The organism is Paraburkholderia caffeinilytica (assembly GCF_003368325.1).
Lineage (GTDB): Bacteria > Pseudomonadota > Gammaproteobacteria > Burkholderiales > Burkholderiaceae > Paraburkholderia > Paraburkholderia caffeinilytica.
Genome location: NZ_CP031466.1, coordinates 3,569,526 through 3,587,050, shown reverse-complemented (window position 1 = coordinate 3,587,050; position 17,525 = coordinate 3,569,526). Strand labels below are relative to the sequence as shown.

The following is a 17,525-nucleotide window of genomic DNA, read 5'->3' as shown; positions in this document are numbered from 1 at the left end:
CGACGATGGCCTCCCATCGTCGGTTCAGCATCAGACCGGGTTCGACCAATTTCGGCCACTCGACGTCTCCCGGACAATCGTCGACAATTCGCGCCCCCAAAGAAAAAGCCATGAGGGCGGTATTGCATGACGAAGGCGCTAAGTTACCTTCATGAAGTTTGGTATTGCCCGGCGGGCGCGGCAACTATCTTCCCGCATGCATCCCGCATGGGCCGGACGGAGACGCCGCTCGGAGCCTCAACGAGCCAGGCAGTGAATGGGTATGAACGTTCTGGGCAACGTCACATATTCAGGCGATGAACATTTACTCCGAGTTCATCGGCTACGGAAAATACAGTGCCCGTTACGACGACGATCTCCTTCCCTATTCGCAAGCTATGTATGAACGCCAAGCCGCGTGCTTAAAGTGAGAGTGGCCGTCGTCGTCGGTCGTGCGACGCAGTGCCGGCGGGAGCGGCCGTCGGCTCGACAACGCAGTCGTGCCGGCGTGGCAGTGCGTGTCCAGTCACGTAGAGTGAGTTCAGTGGTGATCCCAGCGGCTGTGGTAGGCAAACTCTGACAAGGGTTTCAATGTCCGCGCACAACGAGACTATCGCCTTGCCGCTGTAACTCCACTTCATCTCCACATGTCCATCCCATTTTGCGAATCACCTCCTCCGGCAGCGAAAGCTGGGGGCTTCCGCCGAAGTCACCGGCAGTCAGCGTCGCGATACAGCCTGTCGCGTGAAGCTCACATGCCGGCCAATGCCTCAAAAGCAACACTACCAGATCGTCATCGGACTCCGGAAGCAGTAACCAACTGGCGCATACGCTTTCCGAATACTCGGACCACGCCCAGACCACTTGCTCATCCGTCGCGACACGCCCTGTTGCCCTCAAGCAGGCCTTCATGCGCTTGATTGCATCGGGAAACTCCGCAGCCAGACTCCGCATTTCCATCAATGACCGTCCCATCTGCGCCTCCACTCTCGCAGTCGCAATTGCAACATCGTCGCATATAACGGAATGCCGCAGCGGCACAATCTCAGCACCGTATCGAAAGTCGAGCTGCACGACAGTCGAAGGGAGTCGGCCCGCCAGGTTTCGAGTGCTGTAAAACCAGAGTTCGCATGGGTACCCAAAATGGCCGGGCGAAGTGAACACAGGATAGGCCCGGCTCGCGGCACTCCTGCATGCGCCGCCCCCAGGCCCTCGACGAATCGGGGCGGCCAAAGTAGCGAGCACCGCCGGAGCGGACTCGACGACTTCCAGTACGGAGAGGTATAGATTGTCACCTGGAACCACCGCGATCGCACGCCGCTGTTACTGTCACTTTTCTCCGAAGATTTCCAGTAACTGTGTGCGCAGAACATTCGTCACCCGATCGATATCTTTCGGAGTGAATCGGTCCATGTAGGCAACGGTCAACAATGTAAGTGGGTGGATTCCAAGCACTCCCGCTAACTTCTCGATCTTTCCCAGTGTGGGCGACTTCAGACCCCGTTCGATCGTACTTATGTACGTCCGGCTGGAGATCAGCCCAAAATCTTCCTGTGTGACATTGGCTATTTCGCGAAGTCGCTTCAGTGCGATGCCGAACTCGGCCTCGGAGCGCATGCAAGTCCTCCCATAAAGGACTTGATGTACTCATTTCGAACACTAAAGAACTACAATCTATAGTGTTCATTTGTTACCATCAGCGATTTCCCATGTGGGACGTACCCGCGCAGGAGACGACTGCCGGAGGCCACGTAGCGAAGATATCTCGTTGCGGGCACTGGTTGCCTGCGGGAACGGACGACGGGTGAATTGCACGACAGGAAGTCGACAGGATGTCAGTTAGTTACCTCAAGGAAGATGGATGTTAATGACGGATGCGACCTGGGCCCAGCGTGACGCGTTCAAACAGCAACTTGCGACGCCCTACCAGGCGTGGGACAGCGTCGGGTGGACGGACGAGCCCCTGAATTTTCTGGTGATCGCATCGCACAAACGACGGGTTGATGCCTCGCTGCCGGCTGGATGGCTATTAGCTGGTTCCGAAGTATTGCTCGAGGCGGTTTCGAAATGCGAGCGAGATAGCTTCCTCGTCTACGTACTGGATCGCGCCACTGATGGTATCGGCCTCCATCTTTACCAGGTTGCCGGCATCTGGCGGGAGCGCAAGCCAAACGCAGGCGACGAACCCTGGAGGTGGTATTCGACCAGTCATGGTGAGCTGAAACCATGCACGCGAATTCGGCGTGATCTCGCATTTCCACCGGAACTGGTCAGCGAGCGGAGCTTTGACACTACCGTTGTCGCTACCAGCCGGGATGCTTAACGTTTTCAGGCCACATCAAGGCTGCTGGTGGCCCCTTTGCGCTCAGATGAGAGAATTTTCGCGCCACGTACACCCGCGTTCCGTGGCAACGCCGCCTCCCGAGCAAACGGGCGGCCAGGTCCTGTACCTGGATTTTGATGGGGTGCTGCATCCGGCAGACGTCTGGCGGCGTCCAGGAATCGGCCCCTACGTGGCATCTCCCCCGGGACATACGGTGCTCGAACATGCCGGTTTGCTCGACGAAATCCTGGCGCCCTATCCAGGCGTGCGGATCGTCCTTTCGACAAACTGGGTTGTTGTCTACGGCAGCGTCCTTAAGGTCGTACGCCGGTTACCGGTACGGCTGCGCGACCGTGTCGTCGGCGCGACCTTTCATGGCGATATGGACGCAAACCGGTTCAGGGAGATGCCACGAGGCAAACAGGTCTGCTCGGATGTAGTGCGTCGACGGCCGCACGCATGGCTGGCGCTCGACGACCACGACGAAGGATGGCCCATATGGTCGCGCGATCACCTCGTCATAACCAACCCTGTGCTGGGCATCAGCGACAGCCAGGTGATGGCGAGACTTCTGGAAAAACTGGCCGGTTTCTTGGAATAGGACAACTGGCGCGGCATCGTCCTTCACGTCGTGCCGCTCGCCAACGACAGGGTCGGTCGTTTTCTTCCTGAAATCCAGGCGTTCAATCGCAATAATTGCGAGTGTCTCTGCATCGCTACATGCAAACTCCTGTAATGAGGGTTGCGACCATGAATACTCAGGCCATTCCTGAGGACTTTCCTCGCGAACCCGCCCAAGGCACCGTCGGTGGGTACCAGCCGAAAGTTCTGCTCAGCCGGGCCGGTGACCAGCTTATCTCCGGATTGACCGATGAAGAGCTCTCCACGCGATACGATGCATGCGAAGACCTCGCCGGACAGCTTGCATCCTACGCCCGCCGGAAACTTGCCGGGAATCCGGTGCAGTCACTGCGCGATACACTTTCCAGGATCGAAACCGATGTAACCAGGAACTTGTCCCCGGGACAGTGGGACATTTCCCCGGCCGAGATCACCTGGATCATGAAGCGTGTTCGCGAGCTGCTGGCAGAAGAACTGCAGAGTGACGGTACCCCTGGAATACCAGAGACTGTGCGTCATGAAGTGAGGCGGCCATGATCCGGGCCCATGACCAATCCACCACAGATATCCCGACGACGGAGCTCGTGCTCAGCCTGCGCCTGCCGGCCGGCACCGACCCAGCCATCGTATCTTCCCTGAAACAGGGTTTGGAGGATCTGGTGGCGGCCGTTCTGACGCAAACGCCCTTCGAGGAAGCGATTATCAAGCGGGCAGATGATCTTGCCACCGCGATCACAGGCCTCTCGGCGCCGGTCACAGCCCTCATCGAAGAGCGCATCTGGCGTCAGGAGGCCATGCGTGCCGTCTTTGCGCGGGGCAACTGGCTCACGGCCGGGCAGATCAATGCGCTCCAGGCCGCACCGCCCGCCAACAGGGCGCAGCCGGCCAGCGGCTGGAAGCGCCGTGGCCACATCTTCAGCGTGTCGATCGGCGGCAAGGAATACTTTGCCGGCTACCAGTTCGACGCCATGTGCCAGCCACTGCCGGTCATCAAGGACATCCTGGCTGCACTCGGCCCGGTAGCCGACTCGTGGAAGATCGCCGCGTGGTTCCATTTCCAGAACGGATGGATCTCTGGTACTGGAGAGCACGAGGGCGAGCCCGTCTCTCCGGTGGACGCGCTCGACCGACGTGAAGCCGTGATTAACGCCGCCAGGCACATGCATGGGACGTACGTTGCCTGATCAGGTAGAAAAAACCTGGGTATCCGCATTTCGTCGTTGATGCCGACAAACTCTGCTGCGTTGCGGAAATTGGAGATGCTGACTACGCGTTGCTCGATGGACGCATTTCGACTGCGTTTCGCGTGTACACGGTGTGTCAATTGACCGTAGCAGCCTCGTTGCCGACCCGGAATCACGCCGGGCAAGCCGCAGCCGCGACAGGAGCGATCCCCGGTGCTGCGGGCCCTCACCGGCGGGACGTAACCGTAGCCAGTCCGCGCCGCGGCCGGGCAATGCATACCTCAGCGCCCGCCGCCCGATGCCGGCCTGGTTGCCATCTCCGGCGCGACAGTCCAGCTGCGTGGGCCATTGGCCGGATGCGCGAGCGCCGACCGGGCCGGAACCCCAGGCCTTGCCAGCTCGATGCTGGCAACCACCACCGCCGCTTCGTCCGGTCCAGCAACACTGCCCCGCTGAAGAGCCGGTTCGCTTAGCTAAGACTGCTTCCTTAGCTGGCCAGCCAGGAAAGCAGTTTCACGCAAACCACTGACCCTGACGTGTCACCCTGTCTGGTGGCCAGAGCATCCCGGACCTGACGGCCGGGCACTGGTGCGGCCGTCAAGTCCGGTGGGATAGACGCCGGTTTCCCGTGATAAGGGGGTTTATCACGGCAACCGGCTCCATTTCTGACCGGAAAACGGTTTTCTGGCGTCAGGCGTGTGCGTAATCTATGCTGGAATTTCCCGCCTGCGCCCGCCTGGTTCTGCTTCCGTCCCCGGGCGCACTGGAGTCCCGCCATGGCCCGCCCCGCCGCCGTCTCCGCCGACCAGATCCGCACTACCGTGCTCACGATGCTCGCCGAGGCGGAGCTGGATCCCGACCATGCCCCGCCGACCAGCGAACGCTTCCGCCGGGTGGTGTCGGTGCGCAAGCTGCGCGCACGGCTCGGTGCCGGCGACCCGGCGATGCTCTCACGCACCCTGAACACGATCGAGGCCGAGGTGGTGCGCGCCGGCCTCGCGCAGGTCGCGATTCCCGGCCTGCCTGACCCGATCGCCGAACAGATGCGCGCGCTGTGGCAGGCGGCGGTGACCGTCCAGCTCGACGAGGTGGTGCAGATGAAGGCCGCCGCCACCGAAGCTAGTGAGGCGGCCGAGGTGGCGCGACACGACGCCGACCTGCGGGTTGAGCTGCTGCGGGTGGAACTGGCTGACCTGCGTGACCAGATCTCGACGCGCGACACGGCACTCGCCACCGTGCGCGCGGAATGCCGTGCCGCCGCCGACAGGATGGCAGAGGCCGACAGGGCGGCCACGGACCTGCGCGCAGGACTGGCCTCCGCAAACGCGGCACGTGACGCCGCGAACGCCGAACATGCGGCGGCGGTCGCCGCGGTTCACGCCCGCTACGAAGGCCTGTCTCGGCAACTGCTGCAGGAAACGGAACACCAGCGGCACGCGCTGCAGGCCGAGCGCGAACGAATGACGGAACAGATCGCCCGGGGACAGGAGCGGGTGGCCGCACTCGAAGGATTACGCGACCGGCTGCTTACCGAACTCGCCAGCGAGCGCAACGCCCACCAGCACGCCGCAGCCGAAGCCGCGGCACTGGCCACGGTCGCTGCTGAGCACCGCGCCCTGCTGGAAGCCGTGCACGCCACTACCCACCGCCAGGCGAAGCCAGCACCAGTCCGGCACCGCAAAACTCCGGCCACATCGACGCCGGCAGCGCCGCCCTCCCCGGCCGGCGCCCCCGCGCGGAGGAAGGGACAATGAACCCTTCCGGCTGGATCGATACCGCTGCGTCGCCCCCGCAACCGCTGCCCGATTCGATTGACGCGGCGCTCGACTACCTCGCCGGCGCGACCGGCCATCCGGTCTACACCCGCTGGACGCTGTCGCGCCTCAAGCGCGGCTGCCCGTCGCTGGCCGACGCGAAACGCGAGCACCCCGCCGTGTTCGCGCTGCTGCTCGAGCACGAGGCCGCCGTCGAATACTGGGACCGCGGCCGCCTGCGGGTTGTGCCGGCGGCTGACGCGCCTCCCCCCGAAACCATCCTCGAACGCGTGCTGCACCAGCACCGACGCCGCTTCCACGAGGTCGCCTACGGCAACGTGCCGGTCACGGCAGGCTCCGGTGCGTCCTCATCCTCGTCCTTGCCCGCGACCGCAACGGCTGCCGTCCGGCTCGCGGCGCTCGGGCCGCCGCCCCTCGCCCAACATGCCGCGCATGCTGCCAGCACCACGAGCTGCGCCGCCGGCGGGTGGCTCGCGCGAGCCGGCCGCTTCGTCAATCCGTCGATGGTCACGAACACCCTCGGCGTCATGGACGACGCCCAGGCCGTGCTGCTCTTCCTGCGCGATCGCGCGAGCCGCTCGCCCCACACACTGCGTGCCTATCTCGCTGACCTGCGCCGCCTGATCGCCTGGTGCGAACGCGAACGGCTCGGGCCGCTGTCGGACCTCACCCGTCACGACCTGCTCGCGTACCGGCGCGCCATTGAACTCCACCAGTGCCCGTCGGGCCAGCGTCCCGACGCTGGCGAAGCGGCACCATCAGGCTCCCGCCCCCGTATCCGTTCCGGTCAACCGCATATCCCACTGGCACGGTCGACGGCCGTGCCCTCGCGCGCCCTCGCGGTGGTCTCGAGCCTGTTCCGTTACTGGCTCAGAACCGGCTACCTGATCGCAAATCCGGCCGCGGACCTGTGCGGCGGCAGCGCCGCCCGCGCCGCGTGGACCCCGTCGCGCATCATGCCAGCAGGCGTCATCGCGCTGTGCGACGCAGTCGTGGCCGGGGCGGCACCGGCGGACCTTCCAGCACTGGTGTGGGCGCGCCGCTGCGCAATCTGGTCGCTGTACCGCTATGGCGGCGTGAGGCTCGCGGAACTGGTGTGGTCGGACGCCACCGGGTTACCCCGGCTCGATGCGGATGCGGACACTGACAGCCACTGGACCCTGCACGTCCTCGGTAAGGGCGGCAAGCTTCGAGCCATTCCGCTGCCCGCCGTCGCCCTGCCGCCGCTGCGCGCGTACCGGCTCGCGCGCGGCCTGCCGCCTGTCCCCGTGCCGTTCGAACGGCTGCCGGTGATCCACAGCGAGAAGCGCGACGCGCTCGGTGCAAGCGGCCTGTACGATGAGGTCAAGGCGGTGTTCCGGGCGGCGGAAAACCGTGTCGCACCCGGTGACGGCGTGACGCGGACGGTCCTGCGCGCGGCGTCGACGCACTGGCTCCGGCACGGCTACGCGCACACGCTGGTGGTCGACCACGCGGTGCCGCTGCCGGTCGCGCAGCAGTTGCTGGGACACGCCTCGGTGCAGACGACTGCGGCGTACGCGAAGAGCGATCTCACGCAGGCCCGGGCGTTTGTGGAGGGGAGTTTTCCTCGCCCCTGAATCTACCCAAATGTTGTTCAGAATCGCAGTTCCGGTCCACCGGACTCTTAATCCGTGGGTCGAGTGTTCGAGTCACTCACCCCCACCAAAGAATTCAAGGACTTAGCAGCAATGCTAAGTCCTTTCTCCTTTTTCCTTGGCTGAAGGCAAATTTTCGCTGAATTTAGACCCTGCATACATGCATAAAATATGTTTATCAGGAATGTTCTCAACGTCGGTCAGCGCTCTTTCAGAGCGTCGATTGTCGGAAGCGTGCGAATGATTTGGTGGAGTTGCGAGCGCCGCCGAGCGCTATTCAAGAGCAGGCGCGCAGGTGTGGCGGTGTGTCTACATTGCTCGGACTATTTTCAGAGATTCCGGAAAATCGGTGCGTTCGGATGCGATGTTGGAGGCGTGCGATATATTCGGTCGGCTCGCTTGATTTCAGTGTCGATCTCCCGCACTAGCCGATTTAGCTGCTTCATGCGGTCGGCGAACGGCCGCTCGTTTTCGGTAGAGGCGCAGCAACGCTTCACGACAGCGCATAAGGATCGGCGATCTACCGACGTCCGCCCACTCTTCGACATTCTGCAACCGTGCGTAGTCGCCGGAGCGTGACGCGTACGAACTCGTCCAAGACCAACCTTTACCGCGCAAGTAGAGACTGCGACAGGTTTCTTTCGTCCAACCGCCGTGTCAGTGGGGAATATTGTCACCATAGCAACGGTCAAGCTATGATGGTATTCGCAGTTCGATATCCCGACAGCATGCATCAACGGTCTTTCCCTCGATAAAATCAAGGACCCGAACAATGATAGTGCCGGATGCAACTGCATTCCTAGAGAGTTGGGCGGACGAATTGGCCTCGCGTTCGAATCGTGTGCGTAATCTGATCGGCGACGCTCACTGGCTATCGGATGGCAACCACAAGGAGGCGCTCCTGCGGGACTTCATACAACGGCATTCTCCCCGGCACCTCTCGATCTCAAATGGATTTATAAAGTCTTCGTCGAATCACGGACGCTGCTCCCCGGAAATCGATATCCTCATCGCAGATGCATCAACACATGCCCCACTGTTTGCAGAATCCGATCTGTATATTACGCCGCCTATCAGCGTCGTGGCTCATATGCAGGTCAAAACCTCATACGCAAAGGGCGAAGTAATATCCGCCCTTCAAAACGTTCACGATAGCCAAGCAATCATCGCCGCCCATGCGCGACCAGCTCGAGTATGGCGCGCAATATTCTTCTACACGGTACCCGACAGTCGAACCCCGGCAACAATAATCGATACTTTAGAAGACTCACTGCGGGAGCTAGCCAAGTCAAACTGGACGACCAACGGTCCGAGCATCGAAGACGTTATACCAACTTGTATTGTTGCGCTTTCCGATTGGGCGATATTTCTTAAGCCAGATGGACTCGAGTCAGTCACTCTCCGTTACTTTCAACTCGGAAAACTGAGTGCAGCGTGCGCAATGGCAGATCTCTTTGGCGCAATCCGCCGCTGGTCAGGTGGCGAAGTCACGGGGGATCTTGACCAAATGATTGAGTCGCTATCGATTCCCACTCCCCTCGTTCGCACAATTAACCTCTGCCCCCTTTGATATGAAAACTATTTCGCTTGAAGCGGCACTGGTTTCTTTAACGCGCCGGCCCGGAGTCATCATCGGTCCCGATGTCACGTGTGCCCCAGGGACGATCTCCAGCGTACTTTCTGGCTCGGTCCGGGTTATAGCACCGGAACAACTCAACATGCTCGAGCAGGGACAACACTTTCGTCCTGCCATCGATGCCTTGGCGACACAACTGCAAGATCGGCTACCCCGTTTGACAGATGAAATTCGGGCGAGAATTCGGGATCTGAAAGCGTCATTGGATTTGCCGTATCTAGCGAAGGCAGGATGGTCGGCATGTATATCTCTTACCGACGACGTATTGTTTGAATCAGCTCTAAGAAATTATTTCGACACAATCCCAAGCTCACTAAGCGCAACGATCATCGACGGACCGTCGCTGATGCCACCGGAGCGCACCATACCAATCTACAAGCTGCTGGGAAATCTAAATAACCGTGATCCAGCTTCCACTCTGGCGATGTCGGAATCGGAATTGCTCGTTCGCCAGCAGATGTGGCCACGAATGTTACGTACGTTCCCAGACTACCTCAGAGAGGGACCGCTTTTCGTCCTAGGCGCCGCATCTGTAGCACCGCTCGTACGAAGCATATTGGGAGCATTCCTTGGCATGGGGCGGCCGAATGTTTCGAAGCTCGTGTTTCTGAAAGATGACCCAACCCTGCGCGACGCCACGGTCGTGGCCCTGTGCAGTCAATTCGATACATCTGTTGTCGACGCAAGCCTCAGAGATCTGTGTACAGCGATTGCCGAACTCAAACCTCAGAGGACCTACGTGCATACTGAGGCACCGAAAACCTCTTCCAAGCTTGATCAGCTACTCGGAAAGCACGAAGCAATTGTGTCGTTAGTACCCTCATCGATCGACGAATCGACACGGAATACACTTCATCTTCCCGCACTTATCGATGGACTCTTTAGGCCTGCGGCCATCGATTGGCATCCATTCGTTATGGGACTCGATCTTAGACGTACGATTACCGACAAACTAAAGCCGTCAATTGTCGCGTCACTCGACGAATCCCTGAACGGTCGTCTACGTCCAGTGGTAGCGCGCGGGGAAGCTGGTATTGGAAAGACGATTCTGTTGAAGAGAACTGCAGTTGAGCTGGCCGCCGACGGCTCTATAGTGCTCTGGTGTCGCAGGTCAGCAGGCCCAGGATGGACTCGAAATTTTCGTGCCCTTGCGAGCGACCTCACGGAGCATTTCAAGTCTGCACCGAAACATTCCGGGGTCGTGATCTTTTGCGATGACCCTTGGGCGTTGCGCATGGATGCCAGTGAACTGATGGGTTGTTTTGATCGATTCCCTGGTCGTATCGCGTTCGTCTTCGCACTAAGAAATTCGGATTTCTTTTCATGGGAGCACAGTACGCTTCCTCTGGGGAGTGGAACGACCAGCGACTACGAGATTCCATACGAACTCGACGATCAAGAATGGAAAGAGTTAGGCGTCATGCTGCAGAAAATCGGAGCGGTGAAGGACCAAGCGGAAGCGGATAGAGAGATGTCGCTCGTGCCCCGCAGGAATGCGTTGGATATTCTATGCAGCCTTTGGTATCTAATTCCTGAGACACGCTCTCAACTCGCGGACTCATTACGGGACGAGTACTGTCGACTTGGTAATGTTCGAGAATCTGTCGCGAACACAGCGCAGGAAATCGCCGCTGACAGTGACACTGCGAGGCAAGCATATGAATATGTGACCGTCACGAGCAATCTCGACATTGGGCTACCGACAGAAGTGCTTGTCCGCGCGCTCGGTATAAATTACGGCGATTGGCTAGACATGATAGTCGACGGAAAACCACTGTGGGGCCTGCTCTATGACGAGCAAGACTCAGAGAGTGGAAATACTGTTTTCCGCACAAGAAACGAAATCGTAACGCGCGTTCTTCTGGATCTGGTCAACGGTGGGGTAGGCCACGTTGGCGAATACAGAGTTTTACGTGACTTGCTCCGTGCTTGCGATGGAGGTTCAGCTATCTATCGAAATTTTGTGGTGGAGGTTTTGGTCAGGAATAGAAACCAACTACAGAAAGTACTGAGTTATGACCAAGGAATGGATCTATTTGATGTAGCCCGTAGCGCGCTCGCACATGACGACCGGCTACTCGAGCATCATAAGGGCATCTGGATAGGCGACGTTGGACGCGACACCTTAGCTGCCTACGGCCAACTCGAGAAGGCACTCAGGACGGAGGTTTATCCAAGCGCCGAGCGCGACGCACCACTTGAGCATATCCACACATCGATGGCGTCGACTATCGTAAAAATGATAAAGGCTGGCCAACAGGACCGCACCATTGGCTTTCAGCTCGTACGCGATCATCTACGTCAAGCATCAAGTTCTACGTACTTCAACGCCCATACCGCGCACGTTTCTGGCAATCTTCTCTTCGAACTGGCCCAGCAAAACGGCCGAGCTGCATCAGACGAGATTGCGATGGCATCGATCAGCGATGCTCTCCAAGAAATTGAACGTGCTTTCCAGTTAATCGGCGCTCGCGCCAAAAATTCCTTCCGCCATGAGAAGAGCATAGCGATGCTCTCCGATTTGCAGCATAAAATAATTCGCTCGATACTCGACTTGACCTCGATGAAGGCGCTCGCACAGAAAATGTTTAACGAAACAAAGAGTCAAGTCGGTTTCGAGGTAGTAGCTCGGCGTTTACTCGTCGAGGCATCAGAGGGCGACAAGGGTCATGCGTACAATGGGGTGAACGAATACATTGCACAATGTTCGATCCAGGTTGAAGCTCAGGGAGCACATCTATCCGCCGAGCTGATTGTGATACGGGTTGACCTTGTTATTCGGTGGAGAATTCAACGTTTCCTCTCGGTGCATTGGGATGACTTTACCAACGACGTCAGATTGGCTTTGGAAAATCTACGTTATCGTGACGATGCGATAAAGCGGTTCTACTACGCGGTCGGGTTGTTTCACCTAAAGCATGTTACGGAAGCAAATGCCATTTTCGCCAGCCTTCGACGACTTCAGCTATCAGCAGGTCCTCGTGAGATTAGGTGCTACTACCTGAGTGACGCTGGCGATGCCCAACGAATGCAAGGGATCGTAGAGCGTAAGCATAACTACTCATATATGTTTGTGACCGAATTGCAATTGTCAGTTCCCATGCGGTCCCCAACTGCGGGGGGCGGGTCGGGTTCGGTGGTTCACGCATATATTGCGTTTGCGTTGAACGGACCGACGGCAGTTCTGGACAAACCCGGACCTAGTGACATCGGACTTCCTTGATTGCGGACGATCCACAAGCAAGGGGATTGACAGGAACAACGACGGAAGAAGCAGAACTAGCGTCGGCAAATCGGTCACGTTCGTCGAAGTCGCTTTTGGCTGTGGTGGCTCGCTCGGTTGGTGTTTTCACGCGCCGAACGCCGCAAGCGGGACACCGCCGGCGAGGCTGCGGAGCTACTTGCTAATCTCCGCGGTGCTGGAGGCTGGGTTGAGCGGCATTCGCCGCATGGCGGCAGAAGGGATTGATCGCCGTTAGTTGCGAATTAGGGTTGGTATTTCGATAGCTCATCCAGCCGAGGCTGAGAACCCGCCCTTGACAGTGCGCTGATGATTTGGCCGTCCGTCGGCCGCAGAGCGATCTACGCTCTCACCATTTCGATATTTCGCATTGCGGAGTGACGTAACACTTTTTATTCGCAAGTGACACTTTTCATTTCTAGGATCAACGTAAACCCTCATTCAATGTGCGTCGCCCGCCCATTTACTTGACATCTAAACTATCGAAGCCTAAATTACTTTCCACAGCAAGGTTCACATGGAGAGTCAACATGCGCATCGTATGTATCGGCGGCGGCCCGGCCGGCTTGTACTTCGGCCTGTTAATGAAGGGCCGGAACCCGGCATACGACGTCACGGTGGTCGAGCGCAATCGCCCCTATGACACCTTCGGCTGGGGCGTCGTGTTCTCCGACCAGACGCTCGGCAACCTGCGCGCCGCCGACGCCCCCAGCGCGGACGCGATTCTCGACGCCTTCAACCACTGGGACGACATCGAGATCAATTTCCGCGGCAGGCAGGTTCGCTCGTCGGGCCACGGCTTCTGCGGCATCGGCCGCAAACGTCTGCTGAATATCCTCCAGGCGCGCTGCGAAGAACTGGGCGTCAAACTGGTTTTCGAAACCCAGGTCACCGACGACGCAGTCTACGAAGCCGACCTGATCGTCGCCTGTGACGGCGCCAACAGCGCCATCCGCCAGAAGTACGCCGCCACCTACACGCCCGCGGTCGACATGCGCGATTGCCGCTTCGTCTGGCTCGGTACCAAAAAACTCTTCGACGCCTTCACGTTCGCCTTCGAGGAGACCGAGTTCGGCTGGTTCCAGGCCCACGCCTATCGCTTCGACGATCAGACCTCGACGTTTATCGTGGAAACACCGGAGCGCGTGTGGCGCGCCGCCGGTCTCGACGAAATGAGCAAGGAGGACAGCATCGCGTTCTGCGAGAAGCTGTTCGCCAGGTATCTGGACGGCAACCCGTTGCTATCGAACGCCGCGCATTTGCGCGGATCATCGCAGTGGATTCGCTTCCCGCGCGTCGTCAACGAGGAATGGGTGCATTGGCGCGCCAACGCCGACGGCACGCAAACGCCGATCGTGCTGATGGGCGACGCGGCGCACACCGCGCACTTCTCGATCGGCTCGGGCACCAAGCTCGCGCTCGAAGATTCGATCGAACTCGCCAACAGCATCGGCGCGCATCCCGGCGATTTGCCCACTGCGTTGAAGCACTATACGGATGTCCGCAGCATCGACGTATTGCGCATTCAGAACGCCGCACGCAATTCGACGGAGTGGTTCGAGCATGTCGACCGCTATACGTCGTTCGAACCGGAACAGTTCGCCTATTCGCTGCTGACGCGTTCACAGCGCATTTCGCACGAGAATTTGCGCGAGCGTGACGCACGCTATCTCTCCACATTCGAAGACTGGCTCGCGCACCGCTCAGGCATTGATCGCACGCCTGACCAACACTCCGTCCCGCCGATGTTCACGCCCTTCAGGTTGCGTGGCGTCACGCTGAAAAATCGCGTAGTCGTCTCGCCGATGGCGCAATACTCCGCCGTCGACGGCATCGCCGGCGACTATCACCTGATGCATCTCGGTGCCCGCGCCATGGGCGGCGCCGGGCTGGTCATGACGGAAATGACCTGCGTGTCGCCCGAAGCGCGCATCACGCCCGCCTGTCCGGGCATGTATGCACCGGAACATCTCACGGCATGGAAGCGCATCGTGGATCTCGTGCACCGTCAGTCCGATGCGAAGATCGGCATTCAGTTGGGGCACTCCGGCGCAAAAGGCTCGACGCGCGTTGCGTGGGAAGGCATCGACCAGCCGCTTGACGAAGGGAATTGGCCACTCGTGTCCGCTTCGCCGCAACAATATTTGAGCGGCGTCAGCCAGGTCTCGCATGAAGCCACCCAGGACGAACTCCGTGAAATCGAAGCGCAATTCGTACGCGCCGTGCACATGTCCGCCGAGGCCGGCTTCGATTGGCTCGAGCTGCACTGCGCACACGGTTATTTCCTCTCGAGCTTTCTGTCGCCGTTGACCAACCATCGCACGGACGAATATGGCGGCTCGCTCGAAAACCGCCTGCGCTACCCGTTGCAGGTCTTCAAGGCGATCCGCGCTGTCTGGCCGCAAGACAAGCCGATTTCCGTGCGTATTTCGGCTAACGATTGGGTCGAAGGCGGCACCACGCCCGACGACGCCGTGCAAATCGCCCGCGCCTTCAAAGCGGCAGGCGCCGATATGATCGACGTCTCGTCGGGCCAGGTCAGCAAGCAGGAAAAGCCCGTGTTCGGCCGCATGTTCCAGACGCCATTCGCCGACCGCGTGCGCAACGAGGCCGGCATCGCAACGATCGCTGTTGGCGCGATCTCGGAAGCGGACCACGTGAACAGCATCATCGCAGCGGGCCGTGCGGATCTCTGTGCAATCGCGCGGCCGCATCTGGCGAATCCGTCGTGGACATTGAACGAAGCCGCAAAAATCGGCTATTTCGATGTGACATGGCCGAAGCCTTACACGGCGGCCAAGTCGCAACTCGAACGCAATCTCGAACGCGAGCGTGCACAGGCCGCCGCGAACGCAGGGCTGTCGCCGCAAGAACGCGCGCATCGCGCCGAAGGAACCACGTGAATACGCCCAGCACAACCCTCGCGGGACAACACGCCGTCGTCACGGGCGGCGGCAGCGGCATCGGCGCAGCGGTAGCTGAAGCGCTGTTGCGCGCCGGCGCGCGCGTTACCTTGATGGGACGCAATGCGCAACGTCTCGATGCGCAGCGAGAGAAGTTCAGCGGGCTCGGCGAGGTCGCCTGCATCAGCGTCGACGTCACGCGCGAAGAATCGGTCGACAAGGCATTCGCCGAGGCCGGCGCAATCGACATCCTCGTCAACAACGCCGGCCAGGCACAAGCCGCGCCCTTCACCCACACCGACATGACGCTCTGGCAGCGCATGCTCGACGTGAACCTCACCGGCGTCTTCCTCGGCACGCGCGCCGTGTTACCCGGCATGCTCGAGCGTGGCCACGGCCGCATCGTCAACGTCGCGAGCACGGCGGGGCAAATCGGCTATGCGTACGTTGCCGCTTACTGCGCCGCGAAACATGGGGTGATCGGCCTGACGCGTTCACTCGCGCTGGAAGTCGCGACGAAAGGCGTCACCGTCAATGCCGTGTGCCCCGGCTACACGGAGACGGAACTGCTGCACGCATCGCTCGAACAGATCACCAGCAAGACCTCCCGCACGGAACAGCAGGCGCGCGAGAGCTTGCTTCGCTCGAATCCGCAACATCGCTTCGTCAGCCCGGAGCAAGTCGCCAATGCCGTGCTTTGGCTCTGCCAGCCCGGCTCGGATGCGATCACGGGCCAATCCATTTCCATCTCCGGTGGAGAAGTAATGTGACCAAGTCATCGAACCTCAAAAAACCCGCGGCGGCTGAAGCAAAGCCGCCGCGCAAAGGCGTCGCCAAACCAGCGGAGAACGTCGTGGATCTGGAAATGAGCACCGGCGCCGATAGTCACATGGGCCTGCGTTTGTGGCTGCGCATGCTGACCACGACCAATCTCGTGCAAGCCGAACTGCGCAAGCGCCTGCGCAATGAATTCGACACCACGTTGCCGCGTTTCGATCTGATGGCACAACTCGAACGTCATCCGGAAGGGCTGAAGATGACCGAACTGTCCCGCCGTTTGATGGTGACGGGCGGCAACGTGACCGGCATCACGGATCAACTCGAAAAAGAAGGTCTGGTTTCGCGCGAGGCCGATCCCAACGATCGCCGCTCGATCAGCGTGTGCCTCACCCCCGCGGGCCGCAAGGCGTTCGACAAGATGGCCGTCGCGCATGAGCAATGGGTTGTCGAACTGTTCGGCGGCTTGAGCCTCGACGAAAAATCGCGCACCCATCAGCGCCTCGGCAAACTCAAGAAACATCTGCTCGACAGTCTGAAAGACTGATCCGCACTCACACCGGGCAACCATCCCGCATGGGACCCGAATAGGGAGACATTCATGACTCGATCCAACGCCGACGCACTGCTGGCCGGCAATCGCCTGACGCTCGCCGGTTACGAGGCGCGGCACTTCGGCTGGTCGGTCGCCGACAAGGTCGCGACGATCACGCTGAACCGCCCCGAGCGCAAGAACCCGCTGACGTTCGAATCGTATGCGGAGTTGCGCGATCTTTTCCGGCAACTCGCCTACGCGACCGATGTGAAGGCGATCGTGATTCACGGCGCGGGCGAGAACTTCTGCTCCGGCGGCGACGTGCACGACATCATCGCGCCGCTCATCGATCTGCCGATGCCGGAACTGCTGCTGTTCACGCGCATGACAGGCGATCTGGTCAAAGCGATGCGCCATTGCCCGCAACCCATCATTGCCGCGGTCGACGGGGTCTGCGCCGGGGCCGGCGCAATCCTGGCGATGTCGTCCGATATGCGGCTCGGCACCGCGCGCAGCAAGCTCGCGTTTCTGTTCTCTCGCGTCGGCCTCGCCGGTTGCGACATGGGCGCTTGCGCGATCCTGCCGCGCATCATCGGTCAGGGACGCGCCGCCGAATTGCTCTTCACCGGCCGCTCGGCGAGTGGCGAGGAAGGCCACGCATGGGGTTTCTACAACTGGCTGAGCGAACCGGCAGCGCTCCTCGCGGACGCACAGAAGCTCGCCGCCGATCTCGTCGCCGGCCCGACCTTCGCGCACGGCATCACGAAGACCATGCTGCACCAGGAATGGAGCATGAGCATCGACGAAGCGATCGAATCCGAAGCGCAAGCCCAGGCAATTTGCATGAGCACGCGCGATTTCGAACGTGCGTATAGCGCGTTTGCCGCTAAGTCTCGCCCCGTATTCGAGGGAGATTGAATTGAACGCCAACAGCA

The 17,525-nt window shown here is 60.1% G+C and carries 14 protein-coding genes; 12 read left to right on the top strand and 2 right to left on the bottom strand.

Going from position 1 to position 17,525, the window contains the following annotated elements; all coding sequences use genetic code 11:
- Positions 1 to 567: 567 nt before the first annotated feature.
- Positions 568 to 1,053, bottom strand: coding sequence for an AbrB/MazE/SpoVT family DNA-binding domain-containing protein (locus tag DSC91_RS15780; RefSeq protein ID WP_115779585.1), 486 nt, complete (start codon positions 1,051 to 1,053; stop codon positions 568 to 570).
- Positions 1,054 to 1,308: 255 nt separating this feature from the next.
- On the bottom strand, positions 1,309 to 1,596 hold the full coding sequence (locus tag DSC91_RS15775) for a helix-turn-helix domain-containing protein (RefSeq protein ID WP_115779584.1): 288 nt from the start codon (positions 1,594 to 1,596) through the stop codon (positions 1,309 to 1,311).
- A gap of 244 nt (positions 1,597 to 1,840) precedes the next feature.
- Here DSC91_RS15775 and DSC91_RS15770 point away from each other — a divergent pair, with 244 nt between their 5' ends.
- From DSC91_RS15770 to DSC91_RS15715, 12 genes are all read left to right on the top strand, one after another.
- On the top strand, positions 1,841 to 2,302 hold the full coding sequence (locus DSC91_RS15770; RefSeq protein ID WP_115779583.1) for a hypothetical protein: 462 nt from the start codon (positions 1,841 to 1,843) through the stop codon (positions 2,300 to 2,302).
- A gap of 82 nt (positions 2,303 to 2,384) precedes the next feature.
- Positions 2,385 to 2,903 (top strand): HAD domain-containing protein, encoded by a 519-nt coding sequence (locus DSC91_RS15765; RefSeq protein WP_229758357.1) that lies wholly within the window; start codon positions 2,385 to 2,387, stop codon positions 2,901 to 2,903.
- A gap of 149 nt (positions 2,904 to 3,052) precedes the next feature.
- Positions 3,053 to 3,460, top strand: coding sequence for a hypothetical protein (locus DSC91_RS15760; protein ID WP_175172080.1), 408 nt, complete (start codon positions 3,053 to 3,055; stop codon positions 3,458 to 3,460).
- Positions 3,457 to 4,107: a hypothetical protein gene (locus tag DSC91_RS15755; protein WP_115779581.1), complete on the top strand. Its 651-nt coding sequence runs from the start codon at positions 3,457 to 3,459 to the stop codon at positions 4,105 to 4,107. Before DSC91_RS15760 ends, DSC91_RS15755 begins: the two co-directional genes overlap by 4 nt.
- 776 nt (positions 4,108 to 4,883) lie before the next feature.
- Positions 4,884 to 5,861, top strand: coding sequence for a DNA-binding protein (locus tag DSC91_RS15750; protein WP_115779580.1), 978 nt, complete (start codon positions 4,884 to 4,886; stop codon positions 5,859 to 5,861).
- The gene (locus DSC91_RS15745; RefSeq protein ID WP_115779579.1) at positions 5,858 to 7,480 is read left to right on the top strand and encodes a tyrosine-type recombinase/integrase; all 1,623 of its coding nucleotides are present in this window, start codon (positions 5,858 to 5,860) and stop codon (positions 7,478 to 7,480) included. The genes DSC91_RS15750 and DSC91_RS15745 overlap by 4 nt, the downstream gene beginning before the upstream one ends.
- Positions 7,481 to 8,270: 790 nt before the next feature.
- The gene (locus DSC91_RS15740) at positions 8,271 to 9,068 is read left to right on the top strand and encodes a DUF6602 domain-containing protein (protein ID WP_115779578.1); all 798 of its coding nucleotides are present in this window, start codon (positions 8,271 to 8,273) and stop codon (positions 9,066 to 9,068) included.
- 1 nt (position 9,069) lies between these two features.
- Positions 9,070 to 12,357, top strand: a complete 3,288-nt coding sequence (locus DSC91_RS15735; protein ID WP_162831409.1) for a P-loop NTPase — start codon at positions 9,070 to 9,072, stop codon at positions 12,355 to 12,357.
- 548 nt (positions 12,358 to 12,905) lie between these two features.
- The gene (locus DSC91_RS15730) at positions 12,906 to 15,278 is read left to right on the top strand and encodes a bifunctional salicylyl-CoA 5-hydroxylase/oxidoreductase (RefSeq protein WP_115779576.1); all 2,373 of its coding nucleotides are present in this window, start codon (positions 12,906 to 12,908) and stop codon (positions 15,276 to 15,278) included.
- Positions 15,275 to 16,048, top strand: coding sequence for an SDR family NAD(P)-dependent oxidoreductase (locus DSC91_RS15725; RefSeq protein ID WP_115779575.1), 774 nt, complete (start codon positions 15,275 to 15,277; stop codon positions 16,046 to 16,048). Before DSC91_RS15730 ends, DSC91_RS15725 begins: the two co-directional genes overlap by 4 nt.
- A complete protein-coding gene (locus DSC91_RS15720; protein WP_115779574.1) occupies positions 16,045 to 16,602 on the top strand; it encodes a MarR family winged helix-turn-helix transcriptional regulator in 558 nt (185 codons plus the stop codon). Before DSC91_RS15725 ends, DSC91_RS15720 begins: the two co-directional genes overlap by 4 nt.
- Positions 16,603 to 16,656: 54 nt before the next feature.
- Entirely contained in the window at positions 16,657 to 17,508 is an 852-nt protein-coding gene (locus DSC91_RS15715) for an enoyl-CoA hydratase family protein (protein ID WP_115779573.1), read from the top strand.
- Positions 17,509 to 17,525 lie beyond the last annotated feature (17 nt).